The sequence below is a fragment of the Mesorhizobium sp. BH1-1-4 genome, assembly GCF_020165665.1.
GTDB lineage: Bacteria > Pseudomonadota > Alphaproteobacteria > Rhizobiales > Rhizobiaceae > Mesorhizobium.
Map to the genome: position 1 here is coordinate 141,407 of NZ_JAIUIN010000010.1, position 23,650 is coordinate 165,056.

The 23,650-nt window shown below is 65.4% G+C and carries 19 protein-coding genes; 17 read left to right on the top strand and 2 right to left on the bottom strand.

Features of this window, described 5'->3' with window-relative positions; genetic code table 11:
- The first annotated feature begins 84 nt into the window (after window positions 1-84).
- The 12 genes from LB569_RS18900 (at window position 85) to minE (ending at window position 14,511) form a co-directional block, all read left to right on the top strand.
- Entirely contained in the window at window positions 85-1,056 is a 972-nt protein-coding gene (locus LB569_RS18900) for an MBL fold metallo-hydrolase (RefSeq protein WP_224693636.1), read from the top strand.
- Between the two features lie 35 nt (window positions 1,057-1,091).
- Window positions 1,092-1,571: a tetratricopeptide repeat protein gene (locus LB569_RS18905; protein WP_224693637.1), complete on the top strand. Its 480-nt coding sequence runs from the start codon at window positions 1,092-1,094 to the stop codon at window positions 1,569-1,571.
- 341 nt (window positions 1,572-1,912) lie between these two features.
- Window positions 1,913-2,428 carry a DoxX family protein gene (locus LB569_RS18910; RefSeq protein WP_224693638.1) on the top strand — a complete coding sequence of 172 codons (516 nt, stop codon included), beginning with the start codon at window positions 1,913-1,915 and terminating at the stop codon, window positions 2,426-2,428.
- Window positions 2,429-2,521: 93 nt separating this feature from the next.
- Window positions 2,522-3,148 carry a BA14K family protein gene (locus LB569_RS18915; protein ID WP_224693639.1) on the top strand — a complete coding sequence of 209 codons (627 nt, stop codon included), beginning with the start codon at window positions 2,522-2,524 and terminating at the stop codon, window positions 3,146-3,148.
- A gap of 107 nt (window positions 3,149-3,255) precedes the next feature.
- A complete protein-coding gene (locus LB569_RS18920; protein ID WP_140708737.1) occupies window positions 3,256-3,594 on the top strand; it encodes a DUF2934 domain-containing protein in 339 nt (112 codons plus the stop codon).
- A 198-nt stretch (window positions 3,595-3,792) separates the two neighbouring features.
- The gene (locus LB569_RS18925; RefSeq protein ID WP_140708735.1) at window positions 3,793-4,077 is read left to right on the top strand and encodes a PRC-barrel domain containing protein; all 285 of its coding nucleotides are present in this window, start codon (window positions 3,793-3,795) and stop codon (window positions 4,075-4,077) included.
- 49 nt (window positions 4,078-4,126) lie between these two features.
- Complete coding sequence (locus LB569_RS18930) at window positions 4,127-4,276, top strand: hypothetical protein (RefSeq protein ID WP_140708733.1); 150 nt, start codon at window positions 4,127-4,129, stop codon at window positions 4,274-4,276.
- Window positions 4,277-4,466: 190 nt separating this feature from the next.
- Window positions 4,467-10,205, top strand: a complete 5,739-nt coding sequence (locus LB569_RS18935) for a HAMP domain-containing protein (protein ID WP_224542706.1) — start codon at window positions 4,467-4,469, stop codon at window positions 10,203-10,205.
- Between the two features lie 3 nt (window positions 10,206-10,208).
- Window positions 10,209-12,266, top strand: coding sequence for a response regulator (locus LB569_RS18940; RefSeq protein ID WP_140708729.1), 2,058 nt, complete (start codon window positions 10,209-10,211; stop codon window positions 12,264-12,266).
- Between the two features lie 149 nt (window positions 12,267-12,415).
- The gene (gene minC / locus LB569_RS18945) at window positions 12,416-13,261 is read left to right on the top strand and encodes a septum site-determining protein MinC (RefSeq protein ID WP_224693640.1); all 846 of its coding nucleotides are present in this window, start codon (window positions 12,416-12,418) and stop codon (window positions 13,259-13,261) included.
- Window positions 13,262-13,426: 165 nt separating this feature from the next.
- Entirely contained in the window at window positions 13,427-14,242 is an 816-nt protein-coding gene (gene minD, locus LB569_RS18950; RefSeq protein ID WP_140708725.1) for a septum site-determining protein MinD, read from the top strand.
- The gene (minE, locus tag LB569_RS18955) at window positions 14,239-14,511 is read left to right on the top strand and encodes a cell division topological specificity factor MinE (protein ID WP_140708723.1); all 273 of its coding nucleotides are present in this window, start codon (window positions 14,239-14,241) and stop codon (window positions 14,509-14,511) included. The genes minD and minE overlap by 4 nt, the downstream gene beginning before the upstream one ends.
- Before the next feature lie 355 nt (window positions 14,512-14,866).
- On the opposite strand, the gene LB569_RS18960 is transcribed toward minE, so the two are convergent.
- Both LB569_RS18960 and LB569_RS18965 read right to left on the bottom strand, forming a co-directional pair.
- Complete coding sequence (locus LB569_RS18960) at window positions 14,867-16,108, bottom strand: ATP-binding protein (RefSeq protein WP_224693641.1); 1,242 nt, start codon at window positions 16,106-16,108, stop codon at window positions 14,867-14,869.
- A complete protein-coding gene (locus tag LB569_RS18965) occupies window positions 16,105-16,833 on the bottom strand; it encodes a response regulator (RefSeq protein ID WP_224693642.1) in 729 nt (242 codons plus the stop codon). Before LB569_RS18965 ends, LB569_RS18960 begins: the two co-directional genes overlap by 4 nt.
- A gap of 210 nt (window positions 16,834-17,043) precedes the next feature.
- On the opposite strand from LB569_RS18965, the gene LB569_RS18970 reads away from it, so the two are divergent.
- The 5 genes from LB569_RS18970 (at window position 17,044) to LB569_RS18990 (ending at window position 23,646) form a co-directional block, all read left to right on the top strand.
- The gene (locus tag LB569_RS18970) at window positions 17,044-17,757 is read left to right on the top strand and encodes a hypothetical protein (RefSeq protein ID WP_224693643.1); all 714 of its coding nucleotides are present in this window, start codon (window positions 17,044-17,046) and stop codon (window positions 17,755-17,757) included.
- 128 nt (window positions 17,758-17,885) lie between these two features.
- Window positions 17,886-18,104 carry a hypothetical protein gene (locus LB569_RS18975; RefSeq protein ID WP_224693644.1) on the top strand — a complete coding sequence of 73 codons (219 nt, stop codon included), beginning with the start codon at window positions 17,886-17,888 and terminating at the stop codon, window positions 18,102-18,104.
- The gene (locus LB569_RS18980; RefSeq protein WP_224693645.1) at window positions 18,085-19,239 is read left to right on the top strand and encodes an efflux RND transporter periplasmic adaptor subunit; all 1,155 of its coding nucleotides are present in this window, start codon (window positions 18,085-18,087) and stop codon (window positions 19,237-19,239) included. The genes LB569_RS18975 and LB569_RS18980 overlap by 20 nt, the downstream gene beginning before the upstream one ends.
- Window positions 19,236-22,382: an efflux RND transporter permease subunit gene (locus tag LB569_RS18985; protein WP_224693646.1), complete on the top strand. Its 3,147-nt coding sequence runs from the start codon at window positions 19,236-19,238 to the stop codon at window positions 22,380-22,382. Before LB569_RS18980 ends, LB569_RS18985 begins: the two co-directional genes overlap by 4 nt.
- Window positions 22,366-23,646 carry an efflux RND transporter periplasmic adaptor subunit gene (locus LB569_RS18990; RefSeq protein WP_224693647.1) on the top strand — a complete coding sequence of 427 codons (1,281 nt, stop codon included), beginning with the start codon at window positions 22,366-22,368 and terminating at the stop codon, window positions 23,644-23,646. The genes LB569_RS18985 and LB569_RS18990 overlap by 17 nt, the downstream gene beginning before the upstream one ends.
- Window positions 23,647-23,650: the final 4 nt, after the last annotated feature.

Below are 23,650 nucleotides of genomic sequence, written 5' to 3' on the forward strand. Positions count from 1 at the left end.
ACCCCACCCGCAATCAGGACGGGGAGCCATGTGGCGTGGCTCTCCGTCACCTCTCCGCCACGCAACCTCACAGGGAGAATACCCATGTTCAGCATGACACGCCGCACACTGCTCGGAACCGCCACTGCCGCCGCCGCCTTCGGCCTGGCCGGCAAGCTCGAATTCACCCGTCCCGCTTTCGCGCAGACGCCGGTGGAACCCGCCGTCGGCTTCTACAAATACACGGTCGGCGACATCGAGGTAACCGCCATCTATGACGGCATCTGGAAGAAGCCGCACGACCCGGCCTTCATCAAGGACGTTTCCGTCGACGACACCAAGGCCGCGCTCGCCAAGGCGGGCCTGACCACCGACTTCATGCCCATTCCGCTCACCGTCGTGGTGCTCAGGATGGGCGGCAGGCTGATCATGATGGATGCGGGCTCGGGCGTCGGCCAGTGGCAGGCCAACGCCACGCATCTGCCGGCCAACATGGCCGCCGCCGGAATCGACTACAAGGCGATCGACACCATCCTGATCTCGCATTTCCACCCCGACCATGTCTGGGGCCTGATGGAAAAGGGCACCAACACGCCGGTGTTCCCCAATGCCGAGCTGATCGTCAACGCCACGGAATACAATTGGTGGACCGATCCGAGCCGGCTGGCGAAGCTGCCCGAAGGCCGCAAGCCGGCGGGCAAGCGCATCGCCGAGAATTTTCCGAAATGGAAGAACTGGAAGCTGGTCGAGGACGGCGCCGAGGTCGCGCCCGGCATCCAGATCATCGCCGCACCCGGCCACACGCCGGGCCATTCGGTGTATCTCGCCAACTCCGGCAAGGAGCAACTGATGATCTCGGCCGACACCATGTATGTGCCGGCTTTGCTGGCGCCGCATCCGGAGTGGCAGGGCAGCTACGACCAGGATGGGCCGACGGCCATCGCCACGCGCCACAGGATCATCGACCGGGTGATCGCCGACAACATCCGCATTTCCGGTTCGCACTTCCCGTTCCCGGGCACTGGCGTCTTCGTCAAGGACGGCAATGCCTATGGCTTCACCCCAGTCGAAATCTGAGCGTCGGCTCCCAATCGAGACAAGCGAGACAGACAATGAAACAATTTTTCTTGGGCAGAAATGCCCTGTTCGGCCTGCTCGGCGCCGTCGCCGTGCTGACCGTGGTTCCCGTCGCCACGGTCATGCCGGCCTATGCGGTCGACGACATAGAGGGTGCCGACGCGCCCGACCTCAGCGCCGTCAAGGCCAAGATCGACGCCAAGGATTATCAGGGCGCGCTGGCGGATTTGCGTGATCTCGCGCAGGACAACCAGCAGGCCGACGTCTACAATCTGCTCGGCTTCACGCTGCGCAAGACCGGCGATTTCGCTACCGCGCTGACCTACTACAACAAGGCGCTGGAGCTGAAACCCGACCACAAGGCCGCCCGCGAATATCTGGGCGAGCTCTATGTCGAGACCGGCGACATGGCCAAGGCGCGGGAGCAACTGGCATCGCTGCAAAAAATGTGCCCCGCAGGCTGCGACGAGCTTGCCGATTTGCAGAAGGCCATCGATACCAAGGTGACGCAGTAGGGCGGGGCGCGAGTTCCCCCTCACCCGGATTGCCAAGGCCGAATTGCAAAGAGCAATTCGGGGCAATCCGACCTCTCCCCGAGGGGAGAGGAGGGCACCGAGTCTGCCTCTGCCTCTTCTCCCCGGCGGGGAGAAGGTGGCCGCGAAGCGGTCGGATGAGGGGGCCTTGGCGCCAACCTCAACCCCGTCACCCAAAGTTCGGGCGCTCGTGGCTGGCGCCCATTGCCGGAGCCGGCGCTCTCCCTCGAGCCAGCTCCGGCCTTTTCAGACATCACAGCCGGGAAGCGCCGCGCGTCCCACGGTGAGTGCGGCTTGATTGCGACCAAAATTGGAGCCCGACCATGATACCGACCGAAATCATCGAGAAGCTGCACGCCCTCGCCACCAAGCCCTATGTCAGGGACGCGGCCCTGCTCGCCGGACGGCTGCTGCTTGCCCTCATCTTCCTGCATGAAGGCGTCACGCTCGCCGCCCATTTCGCCGCCGCGGCCAAGGCGATGGCGGCTCTTGGCGTCGGCATGCCGCTGTTCATCGCCACCGTGGCACTGCAATTGGGGGCAGGGCTTTCCATCGCGACAGGCCTGCTGACGCGACCCGGCGCCGTCGGGCTCGGCCTGTTCTGCCTGGCGACGGCCATGCTGTTTCACACCAACTTCGCCAGCCAGAACGAATTGCTGCATTTCGAAAAGGATTTCGCCATTGCCGGCGGCATGTTCGTGCTGGCTGCCGCGGGTGCGGGCAGGTTCTCGCTGGACTGGCTGTTGGCCGGCTATTTGCTGCAGCGCCGGCGCGACAAGGAGATGGTGGCGGCGCTGCTGGCGGTCGAGAACCAGTTTGCCGTGAGGCTGCCGGTTTGAAGCGGCCGCGACCTTGCCTCCGGTTAGCGCTCGCTCGCCTGGAACCAGCCTTGATGCTCCGCATTCTATTAGTGGGGACTCAAGGAGCGTGACATGAAAGCGGTATTGGGACTGGTCGGCGGTTTCGTGCTGACCCTTGCGGTCTTCGCCAGCGGGCTGGTCTTCGCGGCCTGGCTGATAGCCGCCAAGCCCGCGCATGAAATCAGGCCCACGGCCAGCGTCGCGGAATTGTGGACCAGGAGCGCCCGGCCGGTGGACAAGGCGGCGCAGACGCTGGAACGCGTACCGGCATTGCAGACTGCGGCACCCGATGCCGCCGCCAGGGCGCAAGGAGCCCCGGACCCGACCGTGACCGGCGCGGTGCCGCCCTCGGCCGGTGACGAGCAGGCCGGGCTGCCGTCTGCCGAATTGCCGGCTTCCCACGTCAAATGGTGCGCGAACCGCTACCGCTCCTACAATCCGGACGACAACAGCTACATGTCCTATAGCGGCCAGCAGCGCCCATGCGTCTCGCCCTATCTCGACGCCGGTGCCACCGACCAGGCCGCGCCGCCTTCGACCGAGGTCAGCTATGTCCAAGGCGGCGATGCGCCGCTGGTCGCCGCGACGGGGCTCTCCGCCGACCATGTCGAGTCCTGCTTCAGCCGCTATCGCTCCTACCGGCCTGAAGACAACAGCTACCAGCCCTATTCCGGCGGACCCAGGCGCCAGTGCGAGTAGCGCCGTGGCGCGTCTGAGGGCGCATCTCGTGCTCCCGACGATCACGCAGATTTTTTGGATCGTTCGCACCGGCGCGGCGTTCCTCCCTCACAAAAGGGAGAACTGACATGAACGACGACCGCGACGACAAGATCCGCGACCGCGCCTACGAGATCTGGCAGCGCGAGGGCGGCGGCCATGGCGACCATGACCGGCACTGGCACCAGGCTGAGATGGAGATCGACCGGGAGGCCGCCCTGCCGCTGACGGCGGACGACGCGCTGCCGCAAACAAGGCTCTCCCCGACAGGCGAGATCGCCAGCACCGACGTGCTGACGGTCGAGGATATTGCCATGCGCACCGGCATATCGGGCGACGAGGCGCAGCAGCTGATCGACCGCCTGGGCACCGACCGCGCCGCGATCGAGGACGCCGCGCGCGGGCTCAAGGCGAAGCGCGGGCGCTGATCGCGTAAGCCTTTCGGAACATGCGTTGGCGCAGCTCGATGAGAAGATGATTCATCGAGCTGGCCAGCCCGGACGTATGCCTGCCGCCGTAGAGCGCTATCCCTGGTCATCTGCCCCCGTGATCCCAGACAATGTCGGAACCCTTGCCCCGCTCGCAGGTTCCTCCTTCCCCAACCACAGGACAGGAGATGCGGAACCATGGACCACAGCAATCACGTCAGGCTGACCGACGCCGAACTGACCCAGGACGAGCTCGAAGGCGCCACCATCTACGGCCCCGATGACGAGAAGATCGGCTCGGTCGACCATGTGCACGGCAGCCAGGTCGTCATCGATGTCGGCGGCTTCCTGGGCATCGGCGCCAAGCCGGTGGCCGTGCTGGCCAGCGAACTCGATTTCATGCGCGACGAGGACGGCGACATCCACGCCGTGACCAGCTGGACCAAGGACCAGCTGAAACAAATGCCCGAGCATCAGGACTGAAAGCGAGAAGGGCCCGACCGGGCCCTTCGTCCTTCCAAGGGAGCGAAAAATGATCAGGAAATTGAAGGACGGAAAATACCGGCTTTATTCGCGCAAGAAGGACGAGAAGACGGGCAAGCGCCGGAATTTGGGCACGTTCGATAACCGCGAGGCCGCGGAGAAGCATGAACGGGAGGTGCAGTATTTCAAGCGGCATTGAGGGGTCGCTGTTGCATAGCGGTACACAGAGCCGGGACCGCCATGGGCCAACCGGCCTCCTTCGTGCTCTTAGGGATGGCAGCAAAGCGCGTCGTCATCTTCAGCGCTCGCAAGCTATATGGAACAAAATAAATGGCCACGCGTTAGGGGCTTCGGCTTGATCTGGGCTTGGGGTTCGCGTGGAGGGGTTTTTGGCCGTATCTCGGTTACCAAAGGAACAACTGGACTCTCGGCAAATCCTCAACGCTCTCAAAGCCTTTCGAAACGGCGATTTCTCCGTTCGCATCGAAAACGTCTATGACGGGTTGAGTGGCGAGATCGCGGACACGTTCAATCAAATTGTCGAACTCAATGACCAGGTGACGCGCGAGTTCGCGCGGCTGAGCCGGGTGGTTGGCAAAGATGGGCGCATCAGCGAGCGCGGCCATGTCAGGAACGCCAAAGGCAGCTGGGAATCCAGTGTCCGTTCGGTCAACGACCTGATCGAGGACATGGTGCAGCCGACCGCCGAGGTCGCCAGGGTCATCGGCGCCGTCGCCAAGGGGGATCTGTCCCAGACCATGATGGTGGAGATCGACGGCAGGCCGCTGCGTGGCGAATTCCTGCGGATCGGCAAGATCGTCAACACAATGGTCGAGCAACTCGCCTCGTTCACCTCGGAAGTGACTCGCGTGGCGCGCGAGGTCGGCACCGAGGGCAAGCTTGGCGGCCAGGCGCGGGTCAAGGGTGTGGCGGGCACCTGGAAAGACCTGACCGACAATGTGAACGCGATGGCGACCAACCTGACGAGCCAGGTGCGCAACATCGCGGAGGTGACCACGGCCGTCGCTTCGGGAGACTTGTCAAAGAAGATCACCGTCGACGTCAAGGGCGAGATCCTGGAGCTGAAATCGACCATCAACACCATGGTCGACCAGCTCAATTCCTTTGCCGGCGAGGTGACGCGCGTCGCGCGCGAAGTCGGGACCGAGGGGAAGCTCGGCGGCCAAGCCCGCGTCGAGGGCGTCGGTGGCACCTGGAAGGATTTGACGGACAGCGTGAACCTGATGGCCGCCAATTTGACCGGCCAGGTCCGCAATATCGCCGATGTGACCACCGCCGTGGCGCTCGGCGACCTGTCGAAGAAGATCACCGTCGACGTGAAGGGGGAGATTCTGGAGCTGAAATCGACCATCAACACGATGGTCGACCAGCTCAACTCCTTTGCCGGCGAAGTGACGCGCGTGGCGCGCGAGGTCGGCACGGAGGGAAAGCTCGGTGGCCAGGCGCAGGTGCGGGGTGTCGCCGGAACCTGGAAGGACTTGACCGACAACGTCAATTCAATGGCGGCCAACCTGACCGGCCAGGTGCGCAACATCGCCGAAGTCACCACCGCGGTGGCTCTGGGCGATCTGTCCAAGAAGATCACGGTCGACGTGAAAGGCGAGATTCTGGAGCTCAAGAACACCATCAACACGATGGTGGATCAGCTGAATTCCTTCGCCTCGGAGGTGACGCGCGTCGCGCGCGAAGTCGGCACCGAGGGCAAGCTCGGCGGCCAGGCAGAAGTCCGTGGCGTTGGCGGCACCTGGAAGGACCTGACGGACAACGTCAATCTGATGGCGGCCAATCTCACCGGCCAGGTGCGCAACATTGCAGATGTGACGACGGCCGTTGCGCGCGGTGATCTCTCCAAGAAGATCACGGTCGACGTCAAGGGCGAAATCCTGGAGCTCAAGAACACCGTCAACACGATGGTGGACCAGCTCAACTCCTTCGCCTCCGAGGTCACGCGCGTTGCCCGCGAAGTGGGTTCCGAGGGAAAACTCGGCGGCCAGGCCCATGTCGAGGGGGTCGGCGGCACCTGGAAGGATCTGACCGACAACGTCAATGCCATGGCCGGCAACCTGACCGTGCAGCTGCGCGACGTCTCCAAGGTCGCGACCGCGATCGCGACCGGCGATCTCACGCAGAAAATCACCGTCGATGCGCTGGGAGAGATTCTGCAGATCAAGGACGTCATCAACACGATGGTGGACCAACTGAACTCCTTCGCTTCCGAGGTGACGCGCGTCGCCCGCGAAGTGGGGTCGGACGGCAAGCTTGGCGGCCAGGCACAGGTCCGCGGTGTCGCGGGCACCTGGAAGGACCTGACGGACAACGTCAACGCCATGGCCGCCAATTTGACGGGCCAGGTCCGCAACATCGCCGAAGTGACGACCGCCGTTGCGCTGGGCGACCTGTCGAAAAAGATCACCGTCGACGTTCGCGGCGAAATCCTCGAACTCAAGGACACCATCAACACGATGGTGGACCAGCTCAACTCCTTCGCCTCGGAAGTGACGCGTGTGGCGCGCGAAGTCGGGACCGAGGGGAAGCTTGGCGGCCAGGCACAGGTGCGTGGTGTCGCCGGCACCTGGAAGGACTTGACCGACAACGTCAACTCGATGGCCGAGAATCTTACCGGCCAGGTCCGCAACATCGCCGATGTGACGACGGCGGTGGCGCGAGGCGATCTGTCGAAAAAGATCACCGTCGACGTCAAGGGCGAGATCCTTGAGTTGAAGTCCACCATCAACACCATGGTCGACCAGCTCAACTCCTTTGCCGGCGAGGTGACGCGTGTGGCGCGCGAGGTCGGCACCGAGGGCAAGCTCGGCGGCCAGGCACAGGTCGAGGGCGTGGCCGGCACCTGGAAGGACCTGACCGACAACGTCAACCTCATGGCGACCAACCTGACCAACCAGGTGCGGGGCATCGCCGATGTCGTCACCGCCGTGGCACAGGGAAATCTCAAGCGCAAACTCGCCGTGGATGCCAAGGGCGAGATCGCGTCCCTGGCGGACACCATCAACGGCATGATCGAGACGCTGGCGACCTTCGCCGATCAGGTGACCAACGTCGCACGCGAGGTCGGTATCGAAGGCAAGCTCGGCGGCCAGGCCAGGGTGCCGGGCGCAGCCGGTCTTTGGCGCGACCTGACCGACAACGTCAATCAGCTGGCGGCGAACCTGACCACCCAGGTGCGGGCCATCGCCGAGGTGTCGACCGCGGTCACCAAGGGCGATCTTACCCGTTCCATCAGCGTCCAGGCTTCCGGGGAGGTCGCGGCGCTCAAGGACAACATCAACGAAATGATCCGCAACCTGAAGGATCAGACGCTCAAGAATGCGGAGCAGGATTGGCTGAAAACCAACCTCGCGCGGTTCTCGCGCATGCTGCAAGGCGAGCGCGATCTGGCCACGGTGTCGCGCATGATCATCTCGGAGCTCGCGCCGCTGGTGAACGCGCAGTATGGCGTTTTCTACGTGACCAATCGCGACGAGGAAGAATCCTATCTGGAACTGGCCGCGTCCTACGCCGCCGAGGGCAAAGCCAAGATCCGCCAACGTGTGGACTTCCGCGAAGGCCTGATCGGTCAAAGCGCGGCCGACAAACGGGCGATCATGCTCGACGAAGTTCCTTCGAGCTTCCTGCGCATCACCTCGGGCCTTGGCGAAGCGCCGCCGGCCAGCGCCATCGTTCTGCCCGCATTGTTCGAGGAAGAGGTCAAGGCGGTTATCGAACTCGCTTCGTTCAGCCGCTTCAGCGACACGCATCGCCTGTTCCTCGAGCAACTGATGGAGTCGGTCGGCATCGTGCTCAATACGATCGCGGCGACCATGCGCACCGAAGGGCTTCTCAAGCAGTCACAGCTTCTGACGTCCGAACTGCAGTCGCGCCAGACCGAGCTCACCAAGAAACAGGAAGAGCTTCACGCCACCAACGAGGAATTGCAGGAGAAGGCGCAGCTCCTCGAGAACGAGAAAAAACAGGTCGAGAACAAGAATCTCGAGATCGAAATGGCCAGACGGGCCCTCGAGGAGAAGGCGGAACAGCTGGCGCTGACGTCCAAGTACAAATCCGAATTCCTGGCGAATATGAGCCACGAGCTGAGGACGCCGCTGAACTCGCTGCTGATCCTGTCCAATTTGCTCGCCACCAACCAGCAGGGCAATTTGAACGACAAGCAGATCGAGTTCGCTCGCACGATCAACTCGGCGGGCACGGATCTGCTCAGCCTCATCAATGACATACTGGATCTTTCGAAAATCGAATCCGGCACGGTTTCGATCGAGCTCAACGACATGCCGCTTGCGCATCTGCGCCAGCATATGGAGCGAACCTTCCGGCAGCTCGCGGCCGACAAGGGCCTTGGGTTTACGATCAAGATCGATCAGATCCTGCCCGAGACGATCCGTACGGACGAAAAACGGCTGCAGCAGATCGTCCTCAATCTTTTGTCCAACGCTTTCAAGTTCACCTCCCAAGGCGACGTGACGCTCAGCATCCATGCAGAGCGGACCGGCCGCGCAAACGGCGCGGCGGCACCGCCGCAGGCGCTGGCAATCGCTGTCACCGACACGGGCATCGGCATTCCGGAAGACAAGCAAAAGCTGATCTTCGAGGCGTTTCAACAGGCCGACGGCACGACCAGCCGCAAATATGGCGGCACAGGGCTCGGCCTCTCGATCAGCCGGGAGATCGCCCGCCTGCTCGGCGGCGAGTTGCGCGTCGAAAGCCAGCCTGGGACGGGATCGACCTTCACGCTTGTCATTCCCTTCGACGGTCCGCGCAGCAGCAGTCTTGCACCGCAAATCGAGCATTCGCCGGCCGCCGGGTCCGTTACGGCCGCTGCCACGACAGGAACGCCGGAACTCGCCGACGATCGTGACGCGATCGATCCGTCGGACAGGGTGGTGCTGATCGTGGAGGACGACCCGACTTTTGGCGGGCTGCTGCTTGGTCTTGCGCGATCGGCCGGTTTGAAAGGCGTGCTTTCCACTGCGGGCTCGGGAACGCTTGCGCTTACACGCAAGCTCATGCCCGATGCGATCACGCTGGATCTCGGCCTCTCGGACATTGATGGCTGGGTTCTTTTCGACCTTTTACGTCACGATGCGAAGACCAGGAATATACCCATCCACGTTATCTCCGGCGCCGAAGACATCGAGCTTCTGATGCGCCGAGGCGCCGCAAGCGTTTCCAGCAAGCCGGTGTCCGCCGGCGAACTTTCGCGTGTCTTCGACGACATTCAGTCAAGGACGCTCAGGACACAACGCAATGTCCTGGTCGCCGATCCGGATCCCGAGCGTCGCCTGGCGCTGGTCGAAGCCATTCGCGACGGCGTCACGTCGGTCACCGCCATCGGCCGCGTCGCGGCCAATGCGGACGGGGGTGGTATCGCAGGTTATGACGCCGTCGTGTTCGGATTCGGCCGTTCGGCCAAGGATAACTCCCAGATGCTCGACGAGATCATGTCCCAGTTCGGTGATTTCGTCCCGCGCCTGCTCTTCTTCACGCCCCATCCGGACGCCTTTCAACAGCAGGTCGCCTTGCATCCGCCGCTCAGCGATGTTCCGCGCGCCGACAACTTTGCCCAGCTTGGGCTGTTGATGTCCGCGGCCCTTCCAGGCGACAGGCCCGACAAGGGCCCCCTTGCTTCCGAGCAACTCGACAACGCCGATCTGGCCGGGGCCAAGGTTCTGATCGTAGACGATGACATTCGCAACATCTATTCGCTGACCAGCGTGCTGGAGACCTACGGCATAGAGGTGCGGCATGCCGAGCGGGGGCGGGACGGCATAGCCATGCTTGAAGAGGCGCCGGATGTCGATGTCGCCCTGATCGATATCATGATGCCCGAGATGGACGGGTACGAGACAATGCGCCGGATCCGCTCGCAGCCGGAGATCGCGCACATTCCGCTGATTTCCGTCACGGCCAAAGCGATGAAAGGAGATCGCCAGAAATGCCTGGACGCCGGCGCGTCCGACTACATCGCCAAGCCCGTCGACCTCGACCTGCTCCTCGCCCTGCTGCGGGTATGGGTCGGCCGCTCGCGCTCGCGCTCGGGAACATCGCGGGCAGACGGCGACGACCGCAATCTGATCGCGCCTCGGCGGATTTAGTCTATGGCCGCGATGGAAGCAGAAAGCAGCGAACCGTTCGAAAACCTTGGGCCGGTTCGCGTTCTGGCCGTCGACGACGACGCGCGAAATCTCCTTGCCATAGAGGAGGCGCTTGACGGAGTGGGGCAGGTGATTTGCGCCCAGTCGGGCGACGAGGCGCTGCGTTTTCTGCTCAAGGACGACTTCGCCGTCATTCTGCTGGATGTGCTGATGCCTGGTCTCGACGGTTACGAAACCGCCTCGCTGATCCGGAGGCGCGAACGGTCGAACGCCACACCGATCATCTTCCTGACCGCCATCAACAAGGAAGAGGCGCATATGTTGCGCGGCTATGACGCCGGCGCGGTGGATTATCTGTTCAAGCCATTCGACCCGGCGATGCTGCGGTCCAAGGTCATGGTCTTCGTCGATCTCTATGAAAAGACGAGGGAAATCGAACGGAATGCGGCCAGGGAGCAACTGCTGCTCGAGCGGGCGCTGAAGGCGACCTCCGACAAACTCGATGCCGAGCGGGCGCTGCGGCATTCCGAGGCCCGGCAGGAGACGATCCTCGCCTCGCTGCCGATTTGTTTTCACGCCCGAGCGGCCGAGGCGCCATTCGCCGCAAGCTACGTTTCCAAAGGGGTCGAGCGGCTAACGGGATTTTCTCCGGACCGGTTTATGGCTGATCCCGATTTCGGCATCAGCCGGGTCCATCCCGCCGATCGCGACGCGGTGACAAGATCGCTTTCGGCCGCCCACGACACCGGCTCTTATGCGTGCGAGTTCCGCTGGCGATGCGCCAATGAGGAATACCGGATATTCCTCGACCAGGGTGTGGTCGCCAGGGATGGCGCCGGGCTCGAACTGCTGGGCACCATGCAGGACATCACCGAGCAGCGCCATCTGGAAAGCCAATTGCTGCAATCGCAGCGGCTCGATGCAATCGGCAAGCTGACCGGCGGACTTGCTCACGATTTCAACAATCTGCTTGCGGCGATCCTGTCCGGGCTGAGCCTGCTCGAAAGGCAAGTGGCCCTCGACGCCAAGGCGGCCCAGGTTCTCGAGATGACGCGCCGCTCCGCTTCGCAGGGCAAGGATCTCATCCAGCGCATGCTTGCCTTTTCAAGGCGCCAGGAACTGAAACCGGTTGCCGTGCGGATGTCGAGCTTGGGAGACACGATGACCGGCCTGGTGGCGCCGATTCTGGGCGGCTTGGTGCGCTTCGACTGGCATATCGGTGAGGATATATGGCCGGTTCATGCGGACCCGGCGCAGCTCGAGCTTGCCTTGATGAACCTAGTCTTCAATGCCCGCGACGCGATGCCTTCGGGCGGGACAATCTGCGTCAGGGCTCACAATCGCAGCATCGGCCACACCGGGCAGGGGCTGGCCGCGGGCGACTATGTCAGGCTTGCGGTCGAGGACACCGGGACAGGTATCGCCGCGGATGTCATCAGCAAGGTGATCGAACCGTTCTTCACGACAAAGCCGATCGGGAAGGGCACGGGCCTTGGCCTCAGCACTGTCTATGGTTTCGCCAAGCAGTCCGGTGGCACGCTCAGGATAGACAGCGAGCTTGGCCACGGCACCACCATGGAGCTTTGGCTGCCCCGCTCACGCGAGATGCAGGACGTCGCTGCCAGGGATGAACCCGTTTTCGAAGTCAGCGCCGCCAAAAATGCCGGCACGGATCTCCCGGCTACGGCCGAGGAACAGTTGCCGACCGTTCTGCTCGTCGACGACAGTCAGTCGCTGCGGGAGTTGACGGCGATGTCGCTGCGGCAATCGGGTTTCGACGTGACGGCGTTTTCCGGCGGCGCCCAGGCCCTGGCCGCCATCGAAAAGGAACCGGAGCGCTTCGATGTCATCGTGACAGACTTTGCCATGCCGCTCATTTCGGGCATCGACGTCATCCGCTTCGCCCGTAGCCTGCGCGCGGACTGGCCGGCGCTCATCGTCACGGGCTACGCCGATGCCGAGAAGATCTCGGATCGCCCTCACGACGTGGCGTTGATAAGCAAACCTTTCGAAGATGCCCATTTGGTCGCAGCCATTCGATCAGCTTCGCGTCGCCGCTGAAGGCCGCGGTTGGGGGAACCGCTTGTTCGTCGATCTTGGGAGGGCGCTTAGCCGACCTCCCAATTTCTCGCGCCAGCGTCGCGCCCCCGTTAACCATTCGTTAACCATTAACCCCCTAGCGTTTACCTCTCAGTAAGGATTCGCCAGCCGTGACCTTTGCCGCCCCCCTGGACACCAAATCCATTCGTTTTCGCGCCCGCTCCTTCGTCGCCTTCACGCTGGCGCCGGAGGCGCCGATTTCGGCTTGGCTGGAGGGACTGGATCATTGGATCGGCAATTCGCCGGGCTATTTTGCCGGGCGGCCGGTGGTTCTCGATTTGAACGTGCTGAAGCCCGATGTCGCCGACATCGGGCTGCTGGTCGCTTCGCTCGGCGCGCGCGGCATCCGGGTCTATGCGATCGAGCTCGAAGGCGCTTCGCTCGGGCTCGACCTGCCGCCGCTTCTGACCGGCGCCAAGGAGGCGACCTCGGACGGGCTGCTTTCGGGCCGCAAGGGCAAGGCGGAGGCGGCTGACGAGACCGGCAAACTGGAGACGGTGTTTTCCGAACCCGGCAAGGATGCCGGCAAGTCCGACGAGGGCAAGCCCGCCGAAGTCAAAATCGAGGCCGGCAAGGGCAGGGCGGCGAAGGTCGGCCAGGACATCGGCGCGGCCGAGGCGGTGCAGGCCGGCACGCTGATGGTCAAGTCGCCGATCCGCTCGGGCCAGTCGATCTTCCATCCGCATGGCGATGTCATCGTGCTGGGCTCGGTCGCGTCCGGCTCCGAGATCATCGCGGCGGGCTCGATCCATGTCTATGGCACGCTGCGCGGCCGCGCCATCGCCGGCTCGCAAGGCAACAGGTCGGCGCGCATCTTCTGCCGCCGCAACGAGGCGGAGCTGATTTCGGTCGATGGCTGGTACACGACGGCCGAGGAGATGGAAGGCGTCTCGCGCGGCAAGGCGGTGCAGGCTTTCCTCGAAGGCGACATGCTCGCCGTCGTGCCGCTGAACTAGGGGCGGCCCGATGGTGGCGACCGGCTTCACGGTTCAGGCCCTGACAGGCGCCGGGGCACCGCGCGCAAGCCTCGGACCGGTTTGGGATGGCATGATGACAGGCTCTGACAACAGCCGCGCGGCGCGCGGCACAACAAACGAAAACAGGCAACGGAGGCTTTTTCCATGGGCAAGGTAGTGGTCGTCACATCGGGCAAGGGGGGCGTCGGCAAGACCACCTCGACGGCCGCGCTGGGTGCCGCGGTGGCCAAGACCGGCAAGAAGGTGGCGCTGGTCGATTTCGACGTCGGCCTCAGGAATCTCGACCTGATCATGGGCGCCGAGCGGCGCGTCGTGTTCGACCTCGTCAACGTCATCCAGGGCACGGCCAAGCTGTCGCAGGCGCTGATCCGCGACAAGCGCGTCGACACGCTGTTCCTGCTGCCAGCCTCGCAGACGCGCGACAAGGACGCGCTGACCGAAGATGGCGTCGGCGAGGTGATCGACAAGCTGCGCTCGGTGTTCGACTATGTCTTCTGCGACAGCCCGGCCGGCATCGAGCGCGGCGCGCAGCTCGCCATGCGCTTTGCCGACGAGGCGGTCATCGTCACCAATCCGGAAGTGTCGTCGGTGCGCGATTCCGACCGTATCATAGGCCTGCTCGACGCCCGCACCATGCGCGCCGAACAGGGCGAGCAGATCGCCAAGCACGTGCTCGTCACCCGCTACGACGCGGCGCGGGCCGCGCGCGGCGAAATGCTGTCGATCGACGATGTCCTGGAAATCCTGTCGGTGCCGCTGCTCGGCATCATCCCGGAAAGCCAGGATGTGCTGCGCGCCTCCAACCTCGGCTCGCCGGTGACGCTGACGGATCCGCTCAACAGCGCCGCCAAGGCCTATCTCGAAGCGGCACGGCGGCTGGAAGGCGAGGACCTGCCGGTGGTGGTGCCCTTCGAACGCAAGGGTTTCCTCGACCGTCTGCTCGGAAGGAGGGCGGCATGAACGTTTTCGACCTCTTCAGGCGGCGCTCCAGCGCCCCGGTGGCGCGCGAGCGGCTGCAGGTGCTGCTCGCCTATGAGCGCGCCAGCCGCGGCCAGCCCGACCTCGTCTCCATCCTGCGCGAGGAGATCATGGCCGTCATCGCCAAGCACGTGCAGATCGACCAGGATTATCTCCAGGTCTCGATGGACCGCGGCGAGACCATGTCGACGCTGGAAATCGACATCCAGATCCCCAACAAGAGCGCGGTGCCGCTGGCGATAGCGGGGTAAAAGAGACGGTCGCGAAGCTTTCCCAGCCAGCCCGTTCCTCTCCCTCCGGAGGGGGGAGAGGAACGGGCGCGAATCTATCGCGGCCAACGCTCTTCGAGCCAGCTTTCGTCTTCCGCCTGAGTACATTCGTGGGCGAGGATCAGGTTCTGCCAGGCTGGCGCCAGGCGCCCCCCTCTGTCCTGCCGGACATCTCCCCCTCAAGGGGGGAGATCGGCGGCTTGGGCGCGCCTTGCCCATTCCTGCAACGTTGGTGGTTGGCGAAAGCCGAGATGACAGCCAATCTCCCCCCAAGAGGGGGAGATGGCCGGCAGGCCAGAGGGGGGCGTGCCCCGCTGACATTGTTTTTTACACCTCCTCACACCGCCGCAAACACCACCGTCTGCGCCAGTCCGCCGTTCCTGCGGTTCTCCAGCGTCACGGTGCCGCCATAGCGCTCGATGATCTCCTTGGCGATAGCGAGGCCCAGGCCGGCGCCGGGAATGAATTGCTGGCGGCCGGGGTCGACGCGGAAGAAGGGCTCGAAGGCCTTGTTGATGAGGTCGGGCGGAATGCCGGGACCGGTATCGGCAATGGTCATCACGGCGCGCCCGTCGGCGAGGTCGAGCGCGATGGTGCAGGCCTTGCCGTGGGTGGCGGCGTTGACGATCAGGTTGCGCAGCGCGCGGCGCAGGCCGAGCGCGCCGGCGCGTACCGAAACCTTGTCGAGATGGCCGAGCGAGACGGAATGGCCGAGCGTGGCCATTTCTGCCTCGATATCGCGCACCATCCTTTCCAGGTCCAGCGGCTCGACGGCGTCCTGGTTGACCTCCTCGCGGACCAGGCGGATGGCGCTGTCGGCGATGCGGTCGAGTTCGTCGAGGTCGTGCAGCCACTTGTCGCGGTCCTCGTCGAGGAATTCGGCGCGCAGCCGCATGCGCGTCATCGGCGTGCGCAGGTCGTGGCCGGCGGCGGCGACCAGCCGCATGCGGCTTTCCATGGCGGTTTTCAGCCTGGACGAGAGCTGGTTCAGCGCATGCGCGGTGGCCTTGACCTCGGCGGAGCCGACTTCCGGCACCGCCGCCAGCACGCCGTCCGAGCCGATCTTGGAGACGGCGGCCTCCAGCATTTCGACCGGCCTGATCAGCACCGAGGTGAAATAGACCGAGACGGCGGTGGCGCCGGCCACGATCAGCGAGATCCAGCCGGCCAGGACCAGCCATTCGCGCCTGGGCGGATCGATATGGGCGATTTCCAGGATTGCCCAGCGGCTGTCGGGCAGGCGCATGGAGGCACGCTGGCCGGGTTCATCCGGCTTGTCACTGACGACGGCCAGGACGTCGAAGCCACGGCGGCGCAGCAGATCGTTGAGCATCGCCGTCTCCGGCCGGTCGACCTTGCCATCGGCCGGTCGGTCGCTGAATTGCACCTGCAGCACGTCGGGGATCGGGCCGGGCAGCAGCCGCACCACCAGCTCCATCTGCTGGGCAACCCAGGGCACGACGAGTTCCGGCGGCGGCCCGCCGCCGCGCACGCTGATGACGGCGGCGGTCGCCAGGCCGACGACGCCGACGATCGAGGCGACCAGCAGCATGATGAGGCGACGGCGCAGCGAGTTCACGCCTGCGCCTCCACCGTCTCGACGCGCGCGGTGAACTGGTAGCCGCCATTGCGCACCGTCTTGAACAGCGGGCCGTCGCCGGTGTCGGCGAATTTACGGCGCAGCCGGCTCATCAGCACGTCGACCGAGCGTTCGAGCGGGTCGCGCTCGCGGCCTTGGGTCAGATCGAGCAACTGGTCGCGCGACAAAAGCCGGCCGGGGCGGTCGAGGAAGACCTGCAACAGGTCGAACTCGGCGCCGGTGAGGTCGACGGCCTCGCCTTGCGCATCCGTCACCTTGCGGGTGTCCGGCTCCAGCCTGTAGCTGGCGAAGCGGTAGGCGCGGGGCGGGGGCGCCGTGGCGGCTTCCTCGGGTGCCGAGCGCCTGAGCACGGCACGGATGCGGGCTGTGAGTTCGCGCGGGTTGAACGGCTTGCCGAGATAGTCGTCGGCGCCGAGTTCCAGCCCGATGATGCGGTCGACATCCTCCTTCAGCGCCGTCAGCAGGATGACGGGAATATGCGGCTTGCGGTCGCGCAGGCCGCGGCAGATGTCGAGCCCCGAACCGTCCGGCAGCATGACGTCGAGCACGGTGAGGTCGAACTGGCCCGAGGCGAGCTTCTGCTCGCATTCGCGCCGGTCGGCCGCCACCGAGACGCGAAAACCCTGGCCGTCGAGATAGCGCCCGAGCAGCGTGCGGATCTCGCGGTCGTCGTCGACGACGAGGATATGGGGTTGTGACTGCATGTACCGTGCCCTTTGCTTGACGCCGATTATAGGGAGAGCCGCGCGCAAGCGGCACGGAAAATTGCAACGCAATGTTTCTCACGCGGATCGGGAAACATTGGGAAACAAATTGCCCTTTTGCGGAAACCTTTGGCAACACGCCGACGCGAAGCAGACAAACACGCTTCCTATCCTGCCGGCATCCAAAACATGGATGAAAGGGATACCGTCATGCGAAGCAGACTTCTTGCGCTCGGCCTGTTTTCCGCCGCCGCCGTCCACCCCGCGCTGGCGGCGCAGCCCGGTCCGGACGCCGCGCCCGGCGAGCCGCCGGTCATGGCCATGCAGGATGGACCGGATCACGGCCCGATGCGGTATCCGCCGCAAGGATGGGGCCCGCAGGGTTTCGGCCCGCATGGGCCGATGCGGCCCGGCCCGGAAGGCTTTGGGCCGCAAGGTTTTGGCCCGCGCCGCATGGGGCCGCCGCCACCGGAATTCATGCTGGCCGCCCGGCTCGCCGCGCTCGAAACCCGCGTCGGCATCCGCAGCGAACAGCTCGACGCCTGGCGCGACTATACCAGCGCGCTGCAGGCGGTGCTTTCGCCGCCACGGCACGATCGAGGCCCCGGCGGGACCGGCAGTCCGGAAGCGAAAGGTCCTGATGCGGGTCCGGCCAGCAACGCCGATCCCTTCGCCTTCCAGGAAAGGCTGGCCGACGATGTCACGGCGCGCGCGGGCTCTGCGGCCAAGCTGAAGGACGCGATCGCCGAGCTGCGCGCCAAGCTCTCGCCCGAACAACTCGAAATCCTCGCTTCGGCGGATCGACCGCACGGACCACCCCCCGGTCCCTGGGGCGGTCCGCCGAATGATGCAGCCGGTCCAGCAGGCCCGCCCAATGATGGCCTGATGCCGCCGCCCCAGCCCGGGAACGGCGCGCAACTCTGACCCGCTGCGCCGGCCGGCCCGGTATCCAACCCGTTCCCGGGCCGGCCGGTCTCCTTGCCCGGGATGGCGGATCGCGCCATCCCGGATTCACCCTATGCTGTGAAGGCACGACAATGTGGGAAGCCCTGATGCTGCTGCGGCTCATCGCATCGGCCAGCCCGAGATTTTCGCTCGGCCCGGCCAGGCGCGCCGGCCGCGCCGCGCTGCCCAGGCGCGCCGTCGTTACGGTGCTACCGGCCGATATGCTGAAGGGCGCGATCCGGCTGGACTTCGCCGCCTGGCGCCTGTCGCTCCCGCTTTCGCAACGGCCCGATGGCCACGAAAATCATGACCGCAAGATCGCGTAGGACATATCTCGCCCTGACGGCCCTGCTGCTCGCGCTCGCCACCATGGCGGCGCTCAGGGCCTATGGCCGCGGCAACGCCGAACCTGCCGCGCCGGCGGTGGCGGCGCCGCGCGCCAGCCTGACGGTTGCGGTCGAGGCGGTGCGCTCCGAGGCGATCGCTTCGTCGATCAGCGCCACCGGCACCGTTGCCGCCTGGCAGGAGGCGACGATCGGCGCTGAAGAGAGCGGCCTGCGCCTAACCGACGTCCTGGTCGCCGAAGGCGATCACGTGAAAGCGGGCGATGTCGTCGCCCGGCTCGATGCCGCGTTGCTGAAGGCCGAACTGGCCGAGCAGAAGGCCGCCGTCGTCCAGGCCCAGGCGACGCTCGACTCCGCGATTTCGGCCGCCGCCCGCGCCGACAAGCTGCTCGCCAGCAACGCCATCAGCGCCGAGACGGCGGAGGAAAAGACGACCGCCGTCAAGACCGGCCAGGCCGGGGTCGAGCAGGCGCAGGCGGCCGCCGACAAGTTGCAGGCCGAACTCGACCGGACCACCATCCGCGCGCCCTTCGACGGCGTCGTCTCCAGCAAGCCGGCCGTCGCCGGCTCGATCGTCCAGGCCGGCACCGAACTGATGAAGATCATCCGCGACGGCAGGCTGGAGGTCGGCGTGCTGGTTCCCGAAAAGGATCTGCCGGCGGTGTCGGTCGGGCAGGCGGCCGATGTCGTCGACGCGGCCGGCCGCCGCTTTGCGGGCAGCGTCTCCTCGATTGCCCAAACCGTCAATTCGACGACGCGGCTGGCCACCGTCCATGTCGCGCTCGGCGAAGGTTCGGGGCTGAGGCCCGGCATGTTCGCCCGCGTCTCGATCACGGGTCCGGCTTCGCGGCGGCTCAGCGTCGCCGAGGCCGCCCTTGTCTGGCAGGACGGCAAGCCGGTGGTCTTCGTGGTCGATGCCGCCGGCAAGGCAGCCGCGCGCATGGTGACCGCGGGCGCCCACCAGAACGGCCGCGTCGCCATAGAAAGCGGGCTTTCGGAAGGCGATCATGTGGTCGTCGCCGGCGCCGGTTTCCTCTCGGACGGCAATCTGGTGCGCGTCGCCGATGCACAAGCCGGCGCCGATGTCGCCGGCCATGCGCCGGAGGCGGCGCGATGAACGCCATTTCCTCCTGGTCTATCCGCAACCCGGTGCCGACCATCGTCTTGTTCCTGTCGCTGACCATCGCCGGCCTCTACGGGTTCATGCAACTGCGCACCAACAACATGCCCGACATCGACCTGCCGACGGTCACCGTCACCGTCTCGCAGCCGGGGGCGGCGCCCAGCGAAATGGAGGTGCAGGTCGCGCGCGTGATCGAGAACACCGTCGCGACGCTCGAAGGCGTCGACGACGTCTCGACCTCGATCAGCGAAGGCTCTTCCGTCACCACGGTCGAGTTCACGCTTGGCACCGACCCCGAGACGGCCGCCAACGACGTGCGCAACGCCGTTTCGGAAGTGCAGTCCAGCCTGCCGGCGGCGGCCGAGTCGCCTGTCGTGGCCAAGGTCAATGCGACGGGCAATTCGGTGCTGACCTATGTCGTCGAGGCCCCCGCAATGTCGCCCGACGCGCTGAGCTGGTACATCGACAATGATGTCGCCAAGGCGCTGCTCGGCGTCGACGGCGTTTCCAAGATCACCCGTTCGGGCGGCGTTGACCGGGTCATCCGCGTCGAGCTCGACCCCGACCGTCTCGCCGCGCTCGGCATCAGCGCCGGCGATGTCAGCCAGACGCTCGCCTCCAACAACGTCAACCAGCCGGGCGGCCGCACCACGGTCGGTGGCCAGGAGCAGTCGGTCCGTACGCTGGCCAGTGCCGGAACCGTCGAGGCGCTGGCCGACACGCGCATCGCGCTGTCGGGCGCCGGCGACGTCAAGCTCTCCGATCTCGGCCGGGTCGTCGACAGTTGGGAAAAACCGCGCCAGGCGGCCTATCTCGACGGCCGGCAGGTGGTGGCCTTCAACGTCTACCGCTCCGTCGGATCGAGCGAGATCGACGTGGTCAAGGCCGCGCGCGCCGCCATCGCCCGGATGGGCGCCAGGACCAGCGCGGCGAAATTCACCGAAGTCACGTCCTCGTCCGGTTTCGTGCAGGAGAGCTACGACGCCGCGCTCGAGGCGCTGTGGCTCGGCGCATTGCTGGCGGTCGGCGTCGTCTGGCTGTTCCTGCGCGACATCAGGGCGACGCTGGTGTCCGCCGTCGCCATGCCCTTGTCGCTGATCCCGACCTTCGCGGTCATGGCGGCGTTCAACATCTCGCTCAACAACATCACCTTGCTGGCCCTGTCGCTGGTGGTCGGCATCCTGGTCGACGACGCCATCGTCGAGATCGAGAACATCGTGCGCCACATGCGCCAGACCGGCGCCAGCGCCTACCGGGCGGCGATCGAGGCGGCCGACGAGATCGGGCTTGCCGTGGTGGCGACCACGGCGACGATCGTGGCGGTGTTCCTGCCGGTCGCCTTCATGCCCGGCATCCCCGGAAAATTCTTCTTCTCCTTCGCCGTCGCGGTCTGCGTGTCGGTGCTGTTCTCGCTGCTGGTGGCGCGCATGCTCACGCCCCTGATGGGCGCCTATCTGGTGCGCGCCGGCGGCCACAGCGAGGACGACATGCCGGCCTGGGTGCCGACCTATCTCAAGCTGCTGCGCAAGGCGCTCGACCACCGCTGGATCACGCTTGCCGCCGGCATAGCCTTCTTCGCCTTCTCTATGTTCCTGGCGACGAAGCTGCCAACCGAATTCATGGCGGCGACCGATCGCGGCCGCTCGATGATCTCGGTCGAGCTGCAGCCGGGATCGACCATCGAACAGACCAGCGCCGTCGTGCTGGACATCACGAAACGCCTGAAGGGCGAGCCGGCCGTCGACAGCGTATTCGCCACCATCGGCACGGCGGCTTCGTCCGGAGGCGGCCCGAACCGCGGTTCGACCTCGGCCGAAGTGCGCAGAGCCAACGTCACCGTCAATTTGAAGCCGCGCGGCGAACGCTCGATCAGCCAGCAGCAGTTCGAGGCGCAAGCATCGCCAAAGCTCAACGACATTCCCAGCGCGCGCATCCAGTTCGGCGCCGACGGATTTGCCGGCGCCAAGGTGGCGATCACTCTGGTCGGCGACGATGGCAGGGCGCTGGAGAAGGCCAGCGATGCGCTGATCGAGCAAATGAAATCGGTCCCCGGCCTCATCAACCCGACCTCGACGGCGGCGACGACCAAGCCGGAACTCATCGTGCGGCCCGACAGCGCCAGGGCGGCCGCGCTCGGCGTGACGCCGACCGAAATCGCCTCGACGGTGAAGATCGCCACCATCGGCGACACCGACACCAGCCTTGCCAAGTTCAATCTCGGCGACCGCCAGGTGTCTGTTGTCGTGACCTTGCCCGACGGTGCGATCGACGAGCCGGCCAAGCTGGCCGTCCTGCCGCTGGTCGGCGGCAAGGGCACGGTGCCGCTCGGCGCCGTCGCCGATATCGGCTTCAATGCCGGACCCAACAGCATCACCCGGGTCGAACGCAGCCGCAGCGCGACGATAGAGGCCGATCTCTCCGGCCTGACACTCGGGCAGGCGACATCGGCGATCCGCGCCTTGCCGGTCATGCGGGACCTGCCCGCCGGCGTGCAGGAGCTGTCGCGCGGCGACGCGGCCCGCATGCAGGAGCTGTTCTCGGGCTTCGCCACCGCGATCGCCGCCGGCATATTGCTGATGTACCTGACGCTGGTGCTCTTGTTCCGCGGCTTCGTGCAGCCGGTGACCATCCTGGTGGCGCTGCCGCTCTCGATCGGCGGCGCGCTCGGCTTCATGCTGATCGCGGGCAAGGCGCTTGGCATATCGCCGCTGATCGGGATATTGATGCTGATGGGCATCGCGGCCAAGAACTCGATCTTGCTTGTCGAGTACGCCCTGGTCGCGCAGAAGGAGCGTGGCATGAGCCGCTTCGAGGCACTGCTCGATGCTGCCCGCAAGCGGGCACGGCCCATCGTCATGACATCGATAGCCATGGGTGTCGGCATGCTGCCGATCGCGCTCGGCATCGGCGCCGATGCCGAGACCCGCGCGCCGATGGCGATCGCCGTGATCGGCGGGCTCATCTCCTCGACCGTGCTCAGCCTCGTCTACGTGCCCGTCGTCTACACTTTCATGGACGACATGCAGCGCTTCCTTGGCCGCCATCTTGGCCGGCTGCTCGTGGAGCGATCCGATGCCGACCGCCAGGCGGCGACAGCAACCCCAGCGAAAGATCCAGACCATGCTTATCCAGTCTAATCATTTTGCGCTGCCGGCGCGCCGTCTGTCGCCCTGGGCAGGCATGGTGTGCGCCGCCGCGCTTTTGCTGGCGGCCTGCTCGCAGGAGGGCGGCAAGGCGCCCGCCGGCATGGGCGGTGTCGGTAAGCCGGAAGTCGGCGTCGTCACGCTGCATCCGCAATCGGTCGCGATCACGGCCGAACTGTCGGGGCGCACGGCGGCATCGCTGGTTGCCGAGGTGCGCCCGCAGGTGAACGGCATCATCCAGCAACGCCTGTTCAAGGAAGGCGCCGAGGTGGTGGTCGGGCAGCCGCTCTACCTCATCGATCCCGCCAGCTACCAGGCCGCCTATGACAGCGCTCTGGCCGCGCAGCAAAAGGCCGAGGCAGCGGTGCCGACGGCGCAGGCCAAGTTCGACCGATATGCCGGCCTGTTGAAGCAGAACGTTGTTTCCAAACAGGATTATGACGACGCCGCCGCCACGCTCGCGCAGGCGCAGGCGGATGTGGCTTCCGCCAAGGCCAGTGTCGAGACCGCGCGCATCAGCCTCGACCGCACCTCGATCACCGCACCGATCGCCGGCCGCATCGACAAGTCGACGCTGACGCCGGGCGCGCTGGTGACCGCCAATCAGGAGACGGTGCTGACCACGATCCGTTCGCTCGACCCGATCAATGTCGACGTCACGCAGTCGAGCACCAATCTGCTCAACCTGCGCCAGGCGATCTCGGAAGGGCGGCTGAAGTTCAGCGGCCCCAATGTCTCGGTCAAGCTCAAGCTCGAGAACGGCACCATCTACACGCAGACCGGCAAGCTGGAATTCGCCGGCGCCAATGTCGACCAGACCACCGGCACATTCGCCCTCAGAGCCGAGTTCCCCAATCCCGACCGCCTGCTTCTGCCCGGCATGTATGTGCGGGCGCTGGTCGAGGAGGGCGTCGCGCAGAACAGTTTTCTCGTGCCGCAGCGCGGCGTCACCCGCAACACCAAGGGCGAGGCGACGGCCATGGTCATCAACGCGCAGGGCAAGGTCGAGACGCGCGTGCTCGCAGTGCGCAACACCGTCGGCAACAACTGGCTGGTCGATAGCGGCGTCGGCGATGGCGACCGCGTCATCGTCGAGGGGCTGCAACTCGTGCGCCCCGGCGGCGATGCGACCGGCGTCGAAGTGACGATCGACGAGGCGACCGGCGAGATCAAGGACCGTGGTCAGACCTCGGCCTTGCCGGCCCCATCCAAGATGGCCGCCACCGGCCAGCAACCCGCCGCCTCGACCGGGAACTGAGACG

Bases quoted from the DNA above. Each gene is read 5' to 3' on its own strand.
- minD (WP_140708725.1), top strand. From the start codon at position 13,427: ATGGGCAAGGTAGTGGTCGTCACATCGGGCAAGGGGGGCGTCGGCAAG.
- LB569_RS18990 (WP_224693647.1), top strand. From the start codon at position 22,366: ATGCTTATCCAGTCTAATCATTTTGCGCTGCCGGCGCGCCGTCTGTCG.
- LB569_RS18925 (WP_140708735.1), top strand. From the start codon at position 3,793: ATGGACCACAGCAATCACGTCAGGCTGACCGACGCCGAACTGACCCAG.
- minE (WP_140708723.1), top strand. From the start codon at position 14,239: ATGAACGTTTTCGACCTCTTCAGGCGGCGCTCCAGCGCCCCGGTGGCG.
- LB569_RS18930 (WP_140708733.1), top strand. From the start codon at position 4,127: ATGATCAGGAAATTGAAGGACGGAAAATACCGGCTTTATTCGCGCAAG.
- LB569_RS18905 (WP_224693637.1), top strand. From the start codon at position 1,092: ATGAAACAATTTTTCTTGGGCAGAAATGCCCTGTTCGGCCTGCTCGGC.
- LB569_RS18975 (WP_224693644.1), top strand. From the start codon at position 17,886: ATGCTGCTGCGGCTCATCGCATCGGCCAGCCCGAGATTTTCGCTCGGC.
- LB569_RS18980 (WP_224693645.1), top strand. From the start codon at position 18,085: ATGACCGCAAGATCGCGTAGGACATATCTCGCCCTGACGGCCCTGCTG.
- LB569_RS18915 (WP_224693639.1), top strand. From the start codon at position 2,522: ATGAAAGCGGTATTGGGACTGGTCGGCGGTTTCGTGCTGACCCTTGCG.
- LB569_RS18900 (WP_224693636.1), top strand. From the start codon at position 85: ATGTTCAGCATGACACGCCGCACACTGCTCGGAACCGCCACTGCCGCC.
- LB569_RS18910 (WP_224693638.1), top strand. From the start codon at position 1,913: ATGATACCGACCGAAATCATCGAGAAGCTGCACGCCCTCGCCACCAAG.
- LB569_RS18920 (WP_140708737.1), top strand. From the start codon at position 3,256: ATGAACGACGACCGCGACGACAAGATCCGCGACCGCGCCTACGAGATC.
- LB569_RS18965 (WP_224693642.1), bottom strand. From the start codon at position 16,833: ATGCAGTCACAACCCCATATCCTCGTCGTCGACGACGACCGCGAGATC.
- LB569_RS18940 (WP_140708729.1), top strand. From the start codon at position 10,209: ATGGCCGCGATGGAAGCAGAAAGCAGCGAACCGTTCGAAAACCTTGGG.
- LB569_RS18970 (WP_224693643.1), top strand. From the start codon at position 17,044: ATGCGAAGCAGACTTCTTGCGCTCGGCCTGTTTTCCGCCGCCGCCGTC.
- LB569_RS18985 (WP_224693646.1), top strand. From the start codon at position 19,236: ATGAACGCCATTTCCTCCTGGTCTATCCGCAACCCGGTGCCGACCATC.